General features: G+C 48.1%; 13 protein-coding genes. 10 read left to right on the top strand and 3 right to left on the bottom strand.

The window, feature by feature from the left end:
• Positions 1-66 precede the first annotated feature (66 nt).
• Entirely contained in the window at positions 67-1,047 is a 981-nt protein-coding gene (locus NLX82_RS18315) for an aldo/keto reductase (RefSeq protein ID WP_068941055.1), read from the bottom strand.
• A gap of 275 nt (positions 1,048-1,322) precedes the next feature.
• Here NLX82_RS18315 and NLX82_RS18320 point away from each other — a divergent pair, with 275 nt between their 5' ends.
• The 4 genes from NLX82_RS18320 (at position 1,323) to NLX82_RS18335 (ending at position 9,746) form a co-directional block, all read left to right on the top strand.
• The gene (locus NLX82_RS18320; RefSeq protein ID WP_254348733.1) at positions 1,323-4,739 is read left to right on the top strand and encodes an S-layer homology domain-containing protein; all 3,417 of its coding nucleotides are present in this window, start codon (positions 1,323-1,325) and stop codon (positions 4,737-4,739) included.
• A gap of 162 nt (positions 4,740-4,901) precedes the next feature.
• Positions 4,902-8,045, top strand: a complete 3,144-nt coding sequence (locus NLX82_RS18325) for an ATP-binding protein (RefSeq protein ID WP_069080462.1) — start codon at positions 4,902-4,904, stop codon at positions 8,043-8,045.
• Positions 8,046-8,201: 156 nt separating this feature from the next.
• Entirely contained in the window at positions 8,202-9,353 is a 1,152-nt protein-coding gene (locus NLX82_RS18330; protein ID WP_069080461.1) for a response regulator, read from the top strand.
• A gap of 240 nt (positions 9,354-9,593) precedes the next feature.
• Positions 9,594-9,746 carry a hypothetical protein gene (locus NLX82_RS18335; protein WP_172828288.1) on the top strand — a complete coding sequence of 51 codons (153 nt, stop codon included), beginning with the start codon at positions 9,594-9,596 and terminating at the stop codon, positions 9,744-9,746.
• Between the two features lie 162 nt (positions 9,747-9,908).
• On the opposite strand, the gene NLX82_RS18340 is transcribed toward NLX82_RS18335, so the two are convergent.
• Complete coding sequence (locus tag NLX82_RS18340; protein ID WP_254348734.1) at positions 9,909-11,678, bottom strand: alpha-glycosidase; 1,770 nt, start codon at positions 11,676-11,678, stop codon at positions 9,909-9,911.
• A 151-nt stretch (positions 11,679-11,829) separates the two neighbouring features.
• Here NLX82_RS18340 and NLX82_RS18345 point away from each other — a divergent pair, with 151 nt between their 5' ends.
• Genes NLX82_RS18345 through NLX82_RS18365 form a run of 5 tightly spaced genes read left to right on the top strand, consistent with a single transcriptional unit; the run spans position 11,830 to position 16,352 of the window.
• Entirely contained in the window at positions 11,830-12,504 is a 675-nt protein-coding gene (locus NLX82_RS18345; protein ID WP_023986723.1) for a response regulator transcription factor, read from the top strand.
• On the top strand, positions 12,504-13,934 hold the full coding sequence (locus NLX82_RS18350; RefSeq protein WP_023986724.1) for a sensor histidine kinase: 1,431 nt from the start codon (positions 12,504-12,506) through the stop codon (positions 13,932-13,934). The genes NLX82_RS18345 and NLX82_RS18350 overlap by 1 nt, the downstream gene beginning before the upstream one ends.
• A 59-nt stretch (positions 13,935-13,993) precedes the next feature.
• On the top strand, positions 13,994-14,911 hold the full coding sequence (locus tag NLX82_RS18355; protein ID WP_023986725.1) for an ABC transporter ATP-binding protein: 918 nt from the start codon (positions 13,994-13,996) through the stop codon (positions 14,909-14,911).
• Positions 14,908-15,624, top strand: coding sequence for an ABC transporter permease (locus tag NLX82_RS18360; protein WP_023986726.1), 717 nt, complete (start codon positions 14,908-14,910; stop codon positions 15,622-15,624). Before NLX82_RS18355 ends, NLX82_RS18360 begins: the two co-directional genes overlap by 4 nt.
• Positions 15,624-16,352 carry an ABC transporter permease gene (locus tag NLX82_RS18365; RefSeq protein WP_075153614.1) on the top strand — a complete coding sequence of 243 codons (729 nt, stop codon included), beginning with the start codon at positions 15,624-15,626 and terminating at the stop codon, positions 16,350-16,352. Before NLX82_RS18360 ends, NLX82_RS18365 begins: the two co-directional genes overlap by 1 nt.
• A 72-nt stretch (positions 16,353-16,424) precedes the next feature.
• On the opposite strand, the gene NLX82_RS18370 is transcribed toward NLX82_RS18365, so the two are convergent.
• Positions 16,425-17,381, bottom strand: coding sequence for an L-lactate dehydrogenase (locus NLX82_RS18370; RefSeq protein ID WP_023986728.1), 957 nt, complete (start codon positions 17,379-17,381; stop codon positions 16,425-16,427).
• A 537-nt stretch (positions 17,382-17,918) separates the two neighbouring features.
• On the opposite strand from NLX82_RS18370, the gene NLX82_RS18375 reads away from it, so the two are divergent.
• On the top strand, positions 17,919-18,743 hold the full coding sequence (locus NLX82_RS18375; protein WP_069080456.1) for a MerR family transcriptional regulator: 825 nt from the start codon (positions 17,919-17,921) through the stop codon (positions 18,741-18,743).
• Positions 18,744-18,822 lie beyond the last annotated feature (79 nt).

Consider the following 18,822-nt stretch of genomic DNA (forward strand, 5'->3'; position numbering starts at 1 on the left):
CGCCCTATGTAAATGGATAGGGCGTTCTTGTTGTTTCTTATTTCGAAACTTTCATTTCATCCATATTTACTGAGCGCCAACTACCGGATGAGGAACATATGGCTCTTCCAGCAATGCAATTTCTTCAGGTGTTAACGTAATCGAAAGAGCAGCTACTGCATCTTCGAGATGAGACGTTTTCGTAGCACCGATAATGGGAGCTGTTACCGGTTCTTTCTGTAGCAACCAGGCAAGTGCGATTTGAACGCGAGGAACTCCACGTTTTTCTGCGATGGCCGCAACCTGCTCCACGATCAATCGATCGGTATCGGCAGTCGCATCGTATTTAGATTTCGCAACCTGATCGGTTTCGGAACGATGTGTTGTTTCCTGCACATCACGCGTCAATCTTCCACCTGCAAGCGGGCTGTATGGAATCACACCGATTTTTTCTTCTTTACAAAGCGGCAGCATCTCTCTTTCCTCTTCACGATATAAGAGATTTAAATGATTCTGCATTGATACAAATTGGGTCCATCCATTCTTTTCAGCAACATGTAACGCCTTCAGAAACTGCCATGCGTACATGGCAGAAGCACCAATATATCTTGCCTTCCCGGCCTTCACAACATCATGTAAAGCTTCCATCGTCTCTTCAATAGGGGTATTGTAATCCCAGCGATGGATTTGGTACAGATCCACATAATCTGTCCCCAGTCGCTTAAGGCTCTTATCTATTTCACTCATGATAGCCTTTCGGGAAAGTCCCGCACCATTCGGGCCTTGATGCATACGGAAATGAACCTTTGTCGCGAGGACAATTTCATCTCGATTCGCATAATCCTTTAAAGCCCGTCCAACAATTTCTTCGCTAGTTCCATCTGAATATACATTCGCGGTATCAAAAAAATTAATACCTAGCTCCAGGGCATTTTTTATAATTGGACGACTGCGCTCTTCATCTAGTATCCATGGGTGAATCCACCGTTCTGCAACCCCAAAGCCCATACACCCAAGACAAAGCCGGGATACATCCAAACCGGTATTTCCAAGTTTCACATAGTCCATTTAATTATACCTCGCTTTCCTAGATATTGTTTTCTTCAAATGTAGTCTACTCCAGCTACTTACACCGGATATTATTACATTTGGAGTTCACTCCAAGTCAAGCGATTTTGTAGCGTGATGCCATCATATAGGTCTTATTGTTCAGAATCGGTTCAGTGGGGTTTCGTATAATTTTCTTAGCATAGTTCCTTGGTTGCATAAATCGTAGAACTAAACATGACTAAAGCCTTTGGAAAAACAGGATATATGCCAATAAATAGTGTCTAGGAGTGGAAATGTTGAAACTTGTAAATCGAAATAAATGGATTGCATCTGCGATGGTATTGGGTATTGCTTCAGGTTCAATCGTATCTCTGCCTTGGGTGGGCGGCGTCCAGACTGCTTATGCAGCGACAGCAGATTCGCAAAGCGAAACTGGATTTGTAGCACAAGCTCGCACCTTGGGTTTGATGACAGGCGGTAAGCAGGGCGATTTTATGGCGCAAAAGAATTTGACCCGCGCAGAGGCGGCTAAAATTTTGTGCAGTCTGTTCCAGTTGGAAGTTAACAATCAGCCGCAGACTTCTTTTATGGATGTGTCATCCGATGCATGGGGTGCTCCCTATATTGAGGCTGTACGTGCAGCCGGGTATATGACAGGTAACGGGGAACTGTTCCGTCCGGGGGATGCCATTACCAAGGAAGAACTGATCGTATCGCTAGTACGTGCAATGGACTTACAGGATGCCAGCACAGCGAATGCACAGCAAAATGCAGTTCAGGTTGCCCGCTCTTACGGTCTTTTATCAGAGGATGCTTCTGCAACGGATTTGAAAAATCCATTGAACCGGGAGAGTGGTGCGGAAGTATTCGTCAGCCTGCTGGATCATCCGGTAGGAGAAGTGAAATCAGAGGGCAATACCGTTCGCATCGGAAATATCCCTTACCAGTTGGAAGGGTCTTTGCAAGGTTTGTTCGGTGAAAATAACAAAGCTGTATTAAAAGGGGCGAAATTCAACCTTAACCGTAACTTGCGTACACTGACAGGTGTGAATAAGCTGGAAATTAACGCAGACGGTGGCGTTTTTGACGGCAAGGGTGTGTCTTTTGAGGGGCGCCTGATCGTTAATGGCTCGGTAACCTTGAAGAACATGTCCTCCACAGGGGTATTGGAAATCAAAGGTACAGGGAATCAGCCTGTATCGGCCATTTTAGAAAATACGGCATGGTCCGGTGTGGAGCTGGGCTCTAAGGATGCCAAGCTGACAGCAACCGGGACAACGAAGATTGACAACCTGACGCTGAAAGATGATGCATCGATCGTGACCGAAGGAAATGCCGCGATTAGCCGCGTTTCTTTGCAACAGGGACTGGGCAAGCTGTTGGTTAGCGGTAGTATTGGTTTGCTGGATGCATCACAATATGTGGGCGTTCCTTTTATTACGCTGGCTAAGGGAGCTGCAATCAACCAGCTTAACCTGCCGGAACAAAAACAGCCGCAGGATGTTATCATTAACTATGATGCGATGAAAGAAGCTGTTAGTCTCGTAAATGGTACGAAGAACTCATCCTCTGCTGGATCGGTTGTCACGGACACAGATAGCAAAGATAAGAAAAAACACGATAGTGACATTATCAGCGTAGACCGCAGTCAGCTGGAGACAGAAGTCCATGCAGCCAAAGAACTACTGGAGCGTGCAGGTGAGGGTGGAACAGATCAGGCGCTTTACACGGCCGCAGCGAAGGAAAGCCTGTCCATAGCAATCAATCAAGCTATGCTGGTACTGAACAATACAGCAGCTACACAGGCAGAGGTAGATCAAGCGCTCAGCACATTGAAGCACGATGTTTCTGTGTACACAGCCTCAGCCACAGAACCAGTGATTGGGACACAGGAATTAACTAGACTGATTCAGGTAGCTTCGACTACCCTTGAACAAAACCGAATGATTGGCGACGAATTCCCGCCTCTTTGGGATGAATCACTAAGTCAAGCTATTCAATTTGGCAACAATGTGCTGGAAGGGAATGCTCCTCAAAATATTGTGGATCGGGAAGTAGTAAGCTTGCGTCGAGTAATTGAAGTCTACAATGCATCAGTAAAACTCAGAGATACCTATCTGCATTTTCTCGATGTAACGGATCGTGTGGAGAATATGAAAACTGACAAAGCGCGTTACAAGTCCTTAGTGAGGGAAGGATTAAGTGTATATGTGAACCCATTAGCTACAACTGAGCAGTTGGACGAATGGACACGAAAAATAAAAGATACGACAGAAGCATTTCTGGCATTGCAAGCAGCAGACTTTTCAGTGCTAAAAAATACTTTACAAGAAGCGCAGGTTATCTACGATCAGAGTGGCTCTCAAAATGTTGAACTGGGCAACCTCATTCAGGAATATACAGAGAAGATGCACACCGCTATGACGCAGCAGGACGTATTGACCTTGAACATGGAGCTGAGTCAAAGACTTGCGGAATTCACTGCTCCAGTGCCTGCTACAATTCGGGAAAAACTGCAGCAGCTGGTTCAAGACATTCATCTAAAACTGCTGTCTAACCCTGTAGCTCGTAATTACTTGAATACGGAAATGCTGTCTTTAGAGCAACAAACAGCACAAGCCAACTTTGCACTCATTATGCCGTTTACTCCTGAGGAGCAATTGGTGATCTCTTATAATCAATTAAGTCAGGCTAAAGGGACCTATATTGAAAAATATAACGAGAAAAGACTACAATTGAGAGCGGAAATCATTGAAATGCAGGCATCGATCAATGGAATTTTGGTGCAAAATTCAGGCGCATTAAGCGCTGAAGCCCAGCAAGCCTTGTCTTCTGCATCAGAGCATGCCTCCATTTTCTTAGGTCTGCCTAGATTTGAATTGCAAGACGTGGTTCCTGTATACGAGGAGTTGCAACAGGTACAGAGCCAGTATGCCGTACCAATAGCGGTGGATACCACGTTGTTGAATTACAACATAAATTTAGCTAATAATGAAGTTCAGACGTTCGGCCGTCATTATACCGAACAAGATAGCGAAGAACTTCAAGGGCAAATTAATCAGGCAAGCCTTGTGCTTAATACTCCGGATAGCACCCAGCTGCAGGTAGACCAGGCTAACACGGATTTGATTACAGCGTTTTCGAACTACCAGTCCAAATGGATAGTAACTGGTCAGGATATCAATGAGCTCAAGACCATTGCGAACAATCTGCTCACAGCAAATGGTACAGATCCTACGACGGTCTACTTTCACAGAGTAGTGGATGCATTCAATCGTCTGGACCAGTATTATCCTATGCCGGAAATTAAGAAAAATTATATGAATCTGGAAGATGCGATTCAGGAGTATAAAGATTTTGTAGCCAGCCAGCAACAAAACAGCGGAACAGGAAGCAGCGACAGCAGTGGTGGAGCGACGCCGCCAAGCGATAGCAGCGGAACAGGAAGCAGTGACAGCAGTGGTGGAGCAACGCCGCCAAGCGATAGCAGCGGAACAGGAAGCGGCGACAGCAACGGTGGAGCAACGCCACCAAGCGACAACAGCGGAACAGGAAGCAGTGACAGTAGTGGTGGAGCAACACCGCCAAGCGACAGCAGCGGAACAGGAAGTGGCGACAGCAGTGGTGGAGCAACGCCACCAAGCGATAGCAGCGGAGACGATTCAGGCTCGATTCCTGGCGGTGGTAATGATGAAGGCATGATTCCTTAATAAGGGAAATACAGGAAGTACAAGGATGTATAGAAGGGGACGATTCCGCACAGATTTTTGTCTGCGGCGGGCGTCCCTTTTTGCATGGGCAGGGCTTCTAATACAGCTGGTTAGAATAACAGATACTAAAAGATAGACGATATTGAAAAGAGCGGGGGATTTATGAAAAAACAGGGTGTTTTATTTTTTATTATACTTCTGCTTGCGGTTGCGTTGCCGGTGTATCCGTTAGTGTCGGGGGTTTTATCCGGGAACAGTCATTGGAAAGCTCACAACGGTGTTATTGATTTGCGTAATTGGCACCCCGAAAAGGAAGGCCCTGTACAGCTGGGAGGGGAGTGGGAATTTTACCCCAATCAGCTTGTGCAACCTTCAGCCTTTCATGAATTACAAGATAAGGATTGGGTAAATCATCAGAGTTCTTCAGAGTTGGGGATGGAAACGGGATATTCTACCAAAATTGTGGATGTGCCTGGTAGATGGAATCAGTGGATGCCTGAGGGACAGGCGACCGGATATGGAACCTATCATATTCGTATCCTGTTGCCTGAAAAAGCGGAAAATCTGTACGGCATCTATATGCAAAACATTCGGAGTTCCAGCCGAGTATGGATTGACGGAGCAGAGGTAGGAGCGAGTGGTATTCCCTCTGTTTCTGCCGACAAAGGCAAGCAGGGCAATGCTCCTTATGTTGGATTTGCAGCGGTAGATGGACAATCGGTAGATATTACCGTGCATGTGGCTAATTATAGTTATTCCTCCGGTGGGATCATTTACCCATTGTTATTTGGGGATTACGAGAGTATTACGCATAGCCGGGAAGTTGCAATGGCAGAGGACACCGTACTGATAGCGGGTTTTTTTATGCCTACCGTATTTTTTATCATGCTGTATCTTTTACGTAAAAAGGAGAAGGCATTGCTTTACTTAGGATGCTTTTGCATCGCGGCTTTATTTTACATTCTGACACATGGAGAAAAGCTGCTGGTCTGGGGAATACCGGACTTACCTTATGAATGGATACTGAAAATACAGTCGTTCTCTTCAACGCTGTTCTACTATTTTTTGATCCGGTATGTTCATCTTTCGACGCAGATTGTTATGAATCGGATCGTGCTGCGCCTCTATAATATTACAACCGCACTGATGCTAGGTATGGGGCTAATGTTGCCTACACTGATACTCTCATCCTTTGAAGCGTTTATTCTTCTTTTTGGCGTAGTTAGTGTGGGATATGTATTACTGATCTTGATTCGTGGACTTCTTCAACGGACGGATGACGCTGCACTGCTAGTCATTAGTATTATGAGCATACTTATGATTGTAGTGACTAGTTTTGTGTATATTTTGGGCTGGGGAGATGTGCGCGGGGTGACAGCCTATGAAATGCTCATATTCGTATTGGCTCAAACGCTTCTGCTGGCCAAACGTTTTGTACATTCGTTTATGGAGGTTGAGAACCTGTCACGACGGTTGCTAACACTGGATGGGTTAAAGGACGAATTCTTGGCGAACACGTCACATGAGTTGCGCACTCCTCTACATGGAATTATTAATATCGCTCAATCCATGCTAGACCGTTACGGGGCACAATTCAATGAGCCGCAAAAGCACAACTTGTCCTTGATTGCGAATGTAGGACGCAGACTTTCTTATTTAATTAACGATATTCTGGATTTTTCTAATTTGAAAAATGGAAGATTAGCCTTAAATCGCCGGCCTGTTAATGTACAGGCAGCTGTAAATTCCGTGCTGGAGGTATTGGGTCATACGGTGGGTAAGAAAAAGCTGCAATTCGTCAAAGAATGGCCCAATTCGTTACCCAAGGTGGATGCGGATGAGGATCGGCTGATTCAGATTTTGTACAATTTGTTGGGTAATGCGGTGAAATTTACGGAGGAAGGCGAAATCGTAATCTCTGCCAAAGCGGGGAACCGCGAAATGGAAATCAGTGTGAAGGATACCGGGTCCGGTATTGCCCAGGAGCATCTTTCGCATATATTTGAACCTTTTAACCGAGGGGCGAATGCTGAGGATGAAGGATACAGTGGGACAGGGCTTGGATTAGGAATAGTCCGTCGCCTGGTGGAGTTGCATGGTGGTCATATCCGGGTAGAATCTAGATTGGGCAAGGGTTCGACCTTTTATTTTACACTACCCTTGGCGCAGACCGGAACGTTGGCACATGAAGCTCAAAAAGATGTTTCGTCTGCGGTTATATTGCAGCCTGGCGTGACGTCGGGTCAGAATGTGATTCCGCATGAAGAGGATGCACTGGAGCAAGTTCAGACTGTTCCCTACAAAGTGCTGGCTGTAGATGATGATGAGGTTAATCTTCGGGTGCTGGAGGAGCTATTATATACCACAGGTTGTAGCGTGGTGGCAGTGGATCATGCCGAGGAGGCACTTCACATGCTGAATGGCCGTACCCGATTTGACCTAGTCATTACGGATTGGATGATGCCGGAAATGTCCGGTATTGAGCTGTGCCGACGGATACGGGAACGGTATTCCCTGTCCGAGCTACCAGTGTTGCTGCTGACGGCACGCGACCTGCCCGGCGATATCCGCGCGGGTTTTATGGCGGGAGCTAATGATTTTCTACGTAAGCCTGTTGATGCTGAGGAATTAAAGGCGCGTGTGCGCACGCTGTTGAACATGCGTCATTCGGCAGAGGAAGCGGTGCGTTCGGAAATGGCCTTTTTACAGGCACAAATTAAGCCGCATTTTCTGTACAATGCATTGAATGTTATTGTATCGACCGTAGCCGTAGACCCGGATAAAGCAGCGGAGCTGCTCATGGAGCTGAGTCAGTATTTGCGGGGCAGTTTTGATTTTCAGAACAGGGAGAATACGGTACCGTTATCCAAGGAGCTGGAATTGGTAGAATCGTATGTGGCACTGGAAAAAGCACGATTTGAAGAACGTTTGCAGGTGACCGTAGAGGTAGGAAGGAACATCCGGTCGCTTATCCCGCCATTAAGCATTCAGCCTATCGTGGAAAATGCGATACGACATGGTGTGATGCAACGGGCAACAGGTGGAACCGTGCGAGTGGTTGTGCAGGAGGATGGAACCGATTTTGTAGTCAGCGTGACCGATGACGGCGTAGGGATTCCGTCCGAGCGACTGGAACAGCTGTTGTCGGAGGATCATGTATCTTCCAGCGTGGGACTGCGGAATATCCATCGCCGTCTTATCCATATGTATGGAGAAGGATTGCGGATTGAAAGTAATTCAATGCAAGGGACGACGGTAAGCTTCCGTGTGCCGGAAACGATCTCGCCCCGGAATACCGATGAATAAAAAAAGTACAGTACATTTGTCGGAAAAGCTAATGTCGCGTCCGCGATGATACGATATATAAAATATAAGGAATTAAAAATCGTAAGGATAAAGCAGATAGCATGTAAATAGAGCATCATGATGGATGGTTGCAGCAGGAAGGGAGTACAGACACAAATGAAGGCGATTTTGATTGATGATGAGCGGTCGGCATTAACCTACTTGGAACGGTTGCTGGAGGCGGACGGACGGTTAACGGTAATGGGCAAATATACGTCTGCACAAGCGGGGCTGGATCATCTGGCGGCAGAACGTGCGGATATTGTTTTTATAGATATCGGAATGCCAGAGATGAACGGTCTGGAGGCCGCCGAGTGGATTCAACAGCTGGATTCCCATATTCATATCGTCTTTGTGACCGCGTACTCGGAATATGCTATTGAAGCGTTCGAGCTGCAAGCACTGGATTACTTGTTAAAGCCCGTTCATGCCCGGCGGCTATCCAAAACGTTAGATCGGATTGCAGCCACGCTGGCTGATCCCCGTTCTTCCAGCTTGGGAGTTACAGCAGAGCAATCCCCCAAGGTACGTTGTTTTCAAAAGCTTGAAATTTTGGAGGATGGACAGGAAGCCGTAGGAGCGAAACCCTTCAAATGGCGCACATTAAAGTCACAGGAGCTATTTTCCTTTTTACTACACCATGAAGGGGAATGGGTGAGCAAAGAACAATTGCTGGATGCGCTATGGCCTGAATATCATTTGGACAAGGCTGTTGTTCACCTGCACACGTCCATTTACCAAATCCGCAAGGCATTGAAAGAACGGATGCAAGATACGAAGCTGGAATACAATCTGGATCGCTACCGCTTGAACCGCAATGGCTGGATTACAGATGTGGAGCTATTCGAGCGGGGAATATCCGAATGGGCTGCATCCGGTAGCGGCGGTACGCCGCGTATTGAGAGCCTGTTGGCTCTATACCGTGGCAACTATCTGGAGGAGTACGATTACCCGTGGGCGTATGCAAAAAGGGAGAAGCTGCGCAGTATGTATCTGGCATGTGCTTCTGAGCTGGCGAGAGACGAGCTTCGCTCAGGTCGTACCCGGCAGTCTGTTCAGCGCTTACTCAGCCTCCAGCAACGGGAGCCGTACTCAGACGATATCTGCGGTCTGCTGCTGACCGCCTATGCCCAACTGGGCGATTATACCGCTGCTCAAAAGCATTATGAAAGCTTCGTCAGAATACTGGAAGATGAGTTGGGTATTGAGCCGCAGCAGGTGACGCACCAGTTGTACGTGCAATTGAAAACACAGACGCTACCTGCGTAAACTGCTCTACTGGCTCAGGTAGCGCTAAAAAACCGCTTCAAGGTATCTCCTTGGAGCGGTTTTTTGCATGGATGGAAATTTCGTTTTTTTGTGTGAATCACCGAGCCTCTTTTCTCTATGATCCGCTATTCGCCGCTACCTGTTTTCTACAGTGGCATATTCATATAGCATATCTCTTCACGGTTGAGTCGTAATTGAGAGGTTTAAGGAACTCACGTATATATTTAAGGAGGTATTGCATTGGGAAGAACGAGACGAACTGGATTTAAGAATAAAAGAATTTCGGTGAACGTCAGACAATCTTCTTCAGCTCAGACAGGACAAGGCGGTAACCCCATTTCGATCAATGCTTCGGATGTTGGGGTAGTAAGAACAGATGTTAAAAATAAATAAATGGCTTGGATAAAAGTTCTTATTCGACGTAAAGAGACCATCAGGAACAAGTAAACATCTTGTTCCCGGTGGTTTCGCTTTTTTTGCCGTATTCGGCAGGTACCTTCATCAGCATCCGCCTATATAGGCGGATGCCTTGCTTCCCGCCTTGACATCGTCCTCTTAAGCAGGTTTTACTGACCGAGCAGGTGCTGCCTTCAGTACAGCGTATCCGTAGGGTGGAAGCTTGGCGTGCAACCCCTTCGCTCCTTTGGACAACTGGCTTTCGCCAAAAGCTAATTGCCATTCCTGCTCAGGAATGTCCAGTTCAAAAACGTGATCCTCATCGGAACGATTGAGCAGCACGAGCATTACTTCTTCCTCGCTGCGGCGCTCGTAGGCAAGTGAGGTACCCTCTGGCTGTGCCTCCAAAAAGGTGATGCTTCCCTGATCACGGAGGACAGGGTGCCCCTTACGAAGCGCAATCAACTCGCGGTAAAAGTCGAACAGCTCGCGGTCCTGCTTGTCGGTGTCCCACTCCATACACTTGCGGCAGCCTGGATCGGCATCTCCATCCAGGCCGATCTCATCGCCGTAATAGATGCAGGGTGCGCCCATGTACGTGAACTGGAACAGGGCGGCCAGTCGCATCAGCCGCTTGTCATCCCCGCACAGTGTCAGCAGGCGCGGTGTGTCGTGGCTATCCAGCAGATTGAAGGCAACCTCGGATGCTTGCTGCGGATAGCGGGCCAGCTGTCGTCCGATGGCGAAGGCAAAGCTTTGGGCATCGGTCACTTTCTTGACGAAAAAATCATTCACCGCGTAGGTGAACGGATAATTCATCGTTGCATCGAATTGGTCCCCCTGAAGCCATTCAGACGATTCATTCCACATTTCACCCAAAATGTACGCATCCGGATTGGCCTGCTTGACCGTAGTGCGGAATTCCCGCCAAAAGGCGTGATCCACCTCGTCTGCCACATCCAACCGCCAACCATCGATGCCGATTTCTTCGATCCAATGCTTTGCCACATCCAGCAGGTACTTTTTCACCTCAGGATGTTCGGTGTTCAGCTTGGGCATCATTGGTTCCAGCCCGAATGTATCGTACGTCGGTGTGCCATCCACCACTTCCAAGGGAAAGCTATGTACATGGAACCAGTCCTTGTAAGGCGAGGCTTCGCCTTTTTCCTGCACGTCAACGAACGGTTTAAACGTACGCCCTGAATGGTTGAATACCGCATCAAGCAGCACACGAATTCCTCGTTCGTGGCAGGCATCGACCAGTTTTTTTAATGTCTTTTTGTCCCCGAAATGCGGGTCCACCTCCATATAATCCTCTGTATCATATTTATGATTGGTCGTTGCCTTGAAGACAGGGGTCATATATATGGCGTTAATCCCTAGCTCGTTCAAGTGATCCAGGTGATCCAGAATCCCCTGTAGATCGCCACCGAAAAAATTGTCTCTTTGTGGCGTTCCGCCCCATGTCTCTGCACCTTCTGGGCTGATGGAGGGGTCACCGTTCGCAAAACGTTCCGGGAAAATCTGATAAAATACAGCATCCTTCACCCATGCAGGTGGCTTCAGAATATCAATCGGATTCAAAAACGGATATTGGAACAGTTTATCTGCATTTTGGGGTTCCTGGGTAGTAAAGTCGTCCTCGTTCATCCAAATACGTTCCTCACCGTCTTCTAGCAAAAATCCATATTTCAGCCGACGGTGAGTAGGTTTTACGCTGCATTCATAGTAATCAAACCTGCCATCGGTAGCGAATTTGGACATCGGAACAAGCTGTCGGGTGCGGTCCCAATCGTATTTATCTCCGGTGAGAGCATGAACGGTATTCAGGTCATTTTTCTTCGCACGTAGCCGTAGAAATATCGTTTCATCATTATAACCAAAAGCCCAATTGCGTTTCGGGTGATGGTATATCGCTTCCAGCAGCATCGGGTAGGCCTCCTTTTTTCACGAGCATTCAAATTTGAAAATGTGAAGCGTATGTCGTATAAGGTAGTTATTAACCTTTTTAAGTGGGTCATGTACCATAAATGCTATAATGCCCATTACATAAAAGAAAAACGATAAGTAGGTGCCCATGATGAAAACAAATGTGTTATACATCGAAGATGACCAGGATATTGGTGCTTGGACGCATCAGTATTTGGAAGAGCGGAATTACGCTGTAGTATGGCTTCGCAGCGGGGAGGGGGCTGTGGAAGCAGCCCGTACGTGCCAACTCGTGATTTTGGATGTGATGTTACCCGGTCTGGATGGATTCACCATGGGGAAGCGGCTCAAAAAAGAGTACCCGGAGCTTCCCATTCTCATGTTGTCTGCCCGTACATCCATTGACGATAAGCTGCAAGGACTGGATTTCGCCGACGATTATGTAACCAAGCCCTTTCACCCGGACGAGCTCATAGCACGTATGGAGATTTTGCTGCGCCGATCGGGAACCGTGCCGGAAGAATCCTTACAACTGGGGCATCTCTCTGTCTTCTCTCCTGATAACCGTATTGTGAACCGTGATACCGGGGAGGAAATTACTCTGACAGGTAAGCAATATCACATTTTTGCTTATTTGCTGCGGCATTTGGGCCAGATTATGACGAAAGAGCAAATGTATGAAGCAGTGTGGGGGGACCCATATATTGACGGAGACAAAACTTTAATGGTCCACATCCGACACCTTCGCGAAAAGCTGGAGATCGATCCCGCGACACCCCGCATCATTGAGACGATCCGTGGTGTAGGATATCGGGTGAAAGCATAATGAGCAGGACGCGCAAGGATTGGAGGAGGCTACACCCCAGCTCTAGGCCGGGTCAGGGAGGTCGGTTTCGCAGTTCACTGTTGTTCCGTTATCTGGTCATTATTGTGGTTGCTATGATGCTGTTGCCCATTGTGTTGCCTGCTACAGCCTTGATATATAGCGTGTTTTTGAATTGGGGGGCGGATATCAAGCCTAAAAATGCTTACTATCCCTCTGCTACCCATACCGAAAATAGCTGGCATCGCGAAGCTGTAGCCTTGAAGGGAGCCACACCAGAGAAAATTTCAGCCCATCTGCGCAAAATACAACAAGATATGTTCCCTAAATCACAAATATTTTGGGTGGATACCGCAGGTAGAACAAGGTTGGAGTTACCGACACAACCTAACATGCCAAAACAATGGAACGCTGCGCAGGCTATAGCTTTTATGAAGCAAGCAAGCTATGAGGGGCCGTTTACGGTAGTAGCCTTTATTGGCGGGGGCAAGAATGATGTGAATCAGGGCTATATGGTGTTAAAAGTGCCTCGTTCGTTCTTTGAACAGCCACCTACAGATAGTAGCATGTTGATGTACTATCTCTTTTTTATCGTATTGATTCTGGGCACTTTTATATTCGTATCTCTTCTGTTTTTTGGAGGCATTCGGCGAAGACTGTTGCAGCTTCAGGCCGCCATGTCGCAGCGAGGAGAGGATGGCTTGCCTATTCTTGTTACCACTGGACGCCCGGATGAAATCGGCAAGCTGGAGGAAGCATTTAATCAGATGGTCGAGCAGTTGGCCGAGAGTCGGGGACGTGAGCGTCAGGAGGAAGAGCTGCGGAAGAGACTGGTCGCGGATCTGTCACACGATATTCGAACGCCGCTTACGGTCGTGCGTAGCCATCTGTATACACTAGATGGTGAAAATCTGAGCAGCAGAGGGAAACAGTCGATTACACTGATGGAAAACAAGCTAAAAGACCTTGGGAGTCTGATCGACAATCTGCTCACCTATAATCTGCTAGCTAGTGGAAAATACACTATGAATAACACACCACGTGATATCCTGCGGCTAGTGCGGGAGTGTGTAGCCAGCTGGTATCCGGTGTGGGAAAAGGAGGGCTTTGAAGTGGATATCGACCTGCCCGAACATAGCATGGTGTGGAATGTCGATGAGCAAGGCTTCCGTCGTCTGCTGGACAATCTCTTTCAAAATGTAGTTCGCCATGCTGCCTCAGGCCGATATATCGGTGTTCAAGTACAGAAAGATAATGGGACAGAGGCATTGGTTATCACAGATAAAGGGCCCGGTATGGAGCAACAGTCCAGTGAAAAAGGGGCAGGGATTGGTTTGGCGATTACAGAACTGCTGGCTCGCGAAATGAATTTGGAGAGGGAGATTTTCAGTTCATCAGCCGGGACAAGAATTCGTTTTTTAAACAAAACTTAAACTCAGAGTTCCCTTGGCTTTAAACTTGGCACGTTACGATAGGTGTCGAGGTGAGGAACTTGAACGAATACATTATTGAAACGAACAGTCTCAGCAAAATATACAAAGGCCGCGCGGCGGTTAATCAGCTGGACCTGAAAATAGCTCGAGGAGATATTTACGGATTTCTGGGTCCCAATGGAGCGGGGAAAACGACAACGATCCGCATGCTGCTTGGACTTATTCGCCCAACTCGAGGAACGATCCGTATATTCGGCAAAGATATTCGCAGACATAAGCTCGATATCTTGCGTAAAGTCGGCTCGTTGGTGGAGTATCCTTCGTATTATGGTCATTTGAACGCAATTGAAAATCTGGAGGCCATTCGCCGTATTTTGAATGTACCCAAGCAAAACATTGCCGAAGTGTTGGAGGTCGTCCGACTGACCAAGCATGCCAAACGTCCAGTCAAAGGCTACTCCCTGGGTATGAAGCAGAGACTTGGCATTGCAGCAGCCCTGCTTGGGAATCCCGAAGTGCTCATTTTGGATGAGCCTACGAATGGTTTGGACCCGGAGGGTATTCAGGAAATGCGCACATTGATTCAGGCGATGCCCAAGCAACGGGGGATCACCGTGCTGGTATCCAGCCATCTGTTGAGCGAGGTAGAGCATATGGCGAATACTGTGGGTATTATCCGTGAAGGAGAGTTGGTCTTTCAAAATACGATTCATAATCTCCGTCAGGAATCTGCGGGAGGAATTCGGATCGTAGTGTCGGAACCGGAAGCAGCCCAGTTGATTGCGCGTGAGCAGGGCTACCATTCAGTGAAGGACGGATCGGCGCTGGATTTCGAGAACATGAATGATGCGGCTGTTGCGCTGCTGGTCAGAAGATTGGTCGAAAATACGCATGCCGTATACCGTGTGGAGGAACGCCGCAAATCGCTGGAGGATATGTTCATGCAAGTGGTGGGCAAAGGAGGAACTTCCTTATGATGCTGCGGGCGCTCACGGCGGATCTGCTCAAAGCACGCAGAAAGGGAATCTGGTTCCTGGTGTTTCTCGGTCCCCTTGGGCTGGTGGCGATGCAGGCGCTGAACTTTGGACTCCGCTATGACTATCTGATTCCGCGATACAAGGGCCATTTGTGGGAATCCTTGATGGATAACATCGCTATGTTTGTCCCCCTTGCGCTGGTGTTAGGAGCCACCATGGTCGCTTCCATGTTGGCGAATGTGGAGCATATGTCTAATTCCTGGAAGCAGCTACTGGCCTTGCCTATATCCAAATTCAGCGTCTATATGGCCAAGCTGACGCTGGCGATCGGGATGCTGTGTGTGTCCTGTGTACTCCTGACGGTAGGGACGTGGGTGTTGGGCATGCTACTCGGCTTCGGGGGAGAGCCGGCGCCGATTGGAGAATTACTGCGGCTTGGATTTTGGCCTTTAGGCGGTACGCTGCCTATGCTCGTATTATTGTTGTGGTTAACGGTCACGTTCCATAACCAAGCGCTGCCTGTAACACTGGGGATTACGTTAGGTATCGGCAGCCTGTTTGCTTCACAGCTGTCCGAATGGTTTCCGTTGGCCTGGCCGCAATTCGCATGGGTTGCACCTCAAGCGTGGATGTTTGCGTCCGTCGGGTGCGGAACGGGTGTGCTTCTCAGCCTGCTGACAGCGGCCCATTTTAGCCGAAAGGATGTGGCGTAATGTTCGGAGGATATGTACGGCTGCTTTCTGTTGAACGTATGAAAATGGCGAAATCGCCCGTCTGGCTCCTTGCGCTCGTCAGCCCGGCGATTGCCGTCCTGATTGGTTTGCTGGCAAACCCGGGAGGGAATTGGCAGGTGTTGTTGTCTGCCATGCTTACAGTTCATGCGCTGCTGTTCATGCCGATGCTGACCGCCGTATTTGCATCTCTGGTCTGCCGATTCGAGCATGGGGGCGGCGGTTGGAAGCAGCTGATGTCATTGCCATTGTCCCGCACGAGTCTGTATGCGGCCAAGCTGACCATCATTATGGCCTTGGTCGGATTGACCCAGCTACTGTTCGGAGGAGCGTTGCTGGGTGTTGGAGTTGTGCAGGACATGAACGGACCGATTCCATGGGCCGTGATCGCTCAAAGTTTGCTCGCCGGCTGGGTAGCCTGCCTGCCGCTGGCTGCGTTGCAGTTGATGGTGTCCTTCCTGTGGTCCAGCTTTGCCGCACCGCTTGCGTTGAATTTCGTCTTCACCGTGCCGAATATTCTGGTCGCCAATTCTCAAACCTACGGTCCGTACTATCCATGGACACAGCCTTTATTGGCGATGATGCCGAGTGGAAGAGACAACTTCGGGGCGTTCATGGTGCCAACGGATACACTGTTGACGGTTATAATAGGTAGCTTTGTCGTATTTACGTTGGCGGGACTGACAGTATTTCGTTATAAAGAGATATAGGGCGAAATACGGGGATTGCAAAAACTCCTTATCCTCAATGAGGGTAAGGAGTTTTTTTACTGTGCTATTGGTTTACACTAGGCCTGAAATGGCACGAATATTATTGCTGATAAGGTGGCAAGAGGCGTCGAACTTCGCTTGTTCCTCCGGACTTAGCTCCAGCTCGATGACCTCTTGAATTCCTCTGCTGCCGATAATTGCCGGAACGCCCGTGCAGACATCGGTGTGCCCGTACTCGCCGTCCAATACAGCAGAGACCGCTATAATTTTACCATCATCATTTAAAATGGAACGTGTAATGTATGCCAGCGCATTGGCAATACCAAAATAAGTGGCGCCTTTGCGGGTGAAGATCTCCCAGCCTGCATCCCGAGTTTTACGGGCAATGTCGTCCAGATCGACGTGGCTGAATCGTTCTTTATGCTGACGCAAAATGTGCAAGAGTGGCTTACCACCAATCGTGACGTGTGACCAGGCAACGAATTGGGATTCGCCATGCTCGCCAAGCGCATATCCTTGTACGCTGCGCGGATCTATGGAAAACACCTCAGAAAGCAACGTCTTGAGTCGCGATGAGTCAATGGAGGTGCCCGTGCCGATCACCTTGTTGCGTGGCAGACCGGATATACTTTGTACCATATACGTTACAATGTCGACAGGATTAGCGGCAATGACGAATATACCGTCGAAGCCACCCTCCATAATCGCTGTTACAATCTCTCTGGTAATAAGCACTGCGTCATCCAGCACAGATAGGCGGTCTTGACCCGGTTTAGGGTTGGCTCCAGCCGTTATAATCACAACGTCCATATCCGTGCAGTCTGCATACGTGCCTGCACGTACCTTGGTACGTGTGGACGTAAAATCCATACAATGGGACAGATCCAGTGCATGGGCCAAAGCCCGATCATACGTGCGGTCAATCATCATGATCTCATCACAAATGGACTGATTAACCATTGAGTAGGCACAGCTCGAACCGACCATTCCCGCGCCGACAATAGCTACTTTCCTTGCCTTCCCCTTCATCTATGTTGCCTCCTCGTTCCAGCGAACGTTAATATGCTACAAATTATGCCTGAAATCCATTTTACGTTACATAACATAACATATTGCTGATCTTTTGAAAATATCCATTTTTTTGTCTCCATTCTGGAAAATTAAAAATGAACTGTAAATAGAGGTGTCTTTCTAGGATTAATTGTAGAATGAACGTAAATTATCAATACTTTTACTGGAAGGTAGGAGAGGACGTTTCAATTTATATTTAAGGTGACCGCTGTATAAATTATAACATGGACCATGTTGATGGAAGGAATGGTGCCATAGAAATCATGAAAGTGTGACATTTATGTGACGCTCTTTAAAGAGTCTGAAGGGTACATAAAACGAAAGTATTCTCTTACAATGTCGTTTCTTGTATTTCTACAAATATTCCGTTATGACAAAGGTTCTTAGCAGTCTGCAATATTAGAACATTTTTGCCAAAGGGTTTCCAATGGATTTCGCGAATTCTACATATACAAGCTAATTTCTTTCCATACCATCCGGGGAGGTAATGATTAAATGGAAGAAAGCAAATCGACGACGGAAGCAGCAAAGCAGTTGGGAATCGGGGCGAGTACCCTTCGTAAATATGCAGCGGCGCTGGAGGAGCAAGGGTATGTGTTTCAGCGTTCCGCGAATCAATCGAGAATGTTCAGTGCTGAGGATGTTGAGTGCTTGAAGGTGATGCGGTGGGCATTGCGTGAACAGCATATGACGATGGAGCAGGCGGTTCAGGTGGTGCTTGAGAGAGTGACCGCTCCCTTTCAAATGGAGGATGAGGAATTCCGCTTGCCCCCCATCTCGGATGCTGAGTCACTGACCGCAACCTGGGAAGAAATAATGGCGGCGGCTGAGGGCAGGGAAGAGACGGTCATGCAGGCGCAAGCTGCTGCTACGGTTGAACTGACAGAGTTACAGGATGAAATGAATGCTCAGGAACTGTCAGAGGAACCCATGATGCAGCTACAGTCGCAGGAGGAGTTCCAGACTTTGGCATCTACCATTGAGTATAGATTGGAGCAAGCACCTGTATCCGTACAAACGCAGGAGTCCGTAGAGCCGCAAGAACTGGCGCAGATGCAGGACATGGTGCAAAACGCTTTGTTGGAAATGCGGAGCCGTTTGGAGGAGCTGGAAGCAGAGCACAGCCGTTTGGTGGAAAAGAATATCAGCCTGTCTAACCAACTGGAGGATCAAAAACGCTGGATGAAAGAAAAGGTTGACGAGGAACGAGACCGGCAGTTAATTACGAATTTGCGTACCTACCAGGGCAGGCAACGCAAATCGCGCGGTTCGTTGTTGTCCTGGCTTGGTCTGACACCGCGCAGACGCAGAGAGGCATAACCAGCATCTTTTTTGATAAAGACCATCAGACCTTCCCGGTTCTGATGGTCTTTTATCGTGGATGGTATAATAACGGAAT

The organism is Paenibacillus sp. A3M_27_13 (genome assembly GCF_024213315.1).
GTDB lineage: Bacteria > Bacillota > Bacilli > Paenibacillales > Paenibacillaceae > Paenibacillus > Paenibacillus polymyxa_B.

What these genes read in the sequence shown, in the direction of transcription:
- NLX82_RS18315 (WP_068941055.1), bottom strand. Translation starts at nt 1,047, where the DNA reads ATGGACTATGTGAAACTTGGAAATACCGGTTTGGATGTATCCCGGCTT.
- NLX82_RS18320 (WP_254348733.1), top strand. Translation starts at nt 1,323, where the DNA reads ATGTTGAAACTTGTAAATCGAAATAAATGGATTGCATCTGCGATGGTA.
- NLX82_RS18325 (WP_069080462.1), top strand. Translation starts at nt 4,902, where the DNA reads ATGAAAAAACAGGGTGTTTTATTTTTTATTATACTTCTGCTTGCGGTT.
- NLX82_RS18330 (WP_069080461.1), top strand. Translation starts at nt 8,202, where the DNA reads ATGAAGGCGATTTTGATTGATGATGAGCGGTCGGCATTAACCTACTTG.
- NLX82_RS18340 (WP_254348734.1), bottom strand. Translation starts at nt 11,678, where the DNA reads ATGCTGCTGGAAGCGATATACCATCACCCGAAACGCAATTGGGCTTTT.
- NLX82_RS18345 (WP_023986723.1), top strand. Translation starts at nt 11,830, where the DNA reads ATGAAAACAAATGTGTTATACATCGAAGATGACCAGGATATTGGTGCT.
- NLX82_RS18350 (WP_023986724.1), top strand. Translation starts at nt 12,504, where the DNA reads ATGAGCAGGACGCGCAAGGATTGGAGGAGGCTACACCCCAGCTCTAGG.
- NLX82_RS18360 (WP_023986726.1), top strand. Translation starts at nt 14,908, where the DNA reads ATGATGCTGCGGGCGCTCACGGCGGATCTGCTCAAAGCACGCAGAAAG.
- NLX82_RS18365 (WP_075153614.1), top strand. Translation starts at nt 15,624, where the DNA reads ATGTTCGGAGGATATGTACGGCTGCTTTCTGTTGAACGTATGAAAATG.
- NLX82_RS18370 (WP_023986728.1), bottom strand. Translation starts at nt 17,381, where the DNA reads ATGAAGGGGAAGGCAAGGAAAGTAGCTATTGTCGGCGCGGGAATGGTC.
- NLX82_RS18375 (WP_069080456.1), top strand. Translation starts at nt 17,919, where the DNA reads ATGGAAGAAAGCAAATCGACGACGGAAGCAGCAAAGCAGTTGGGAATC.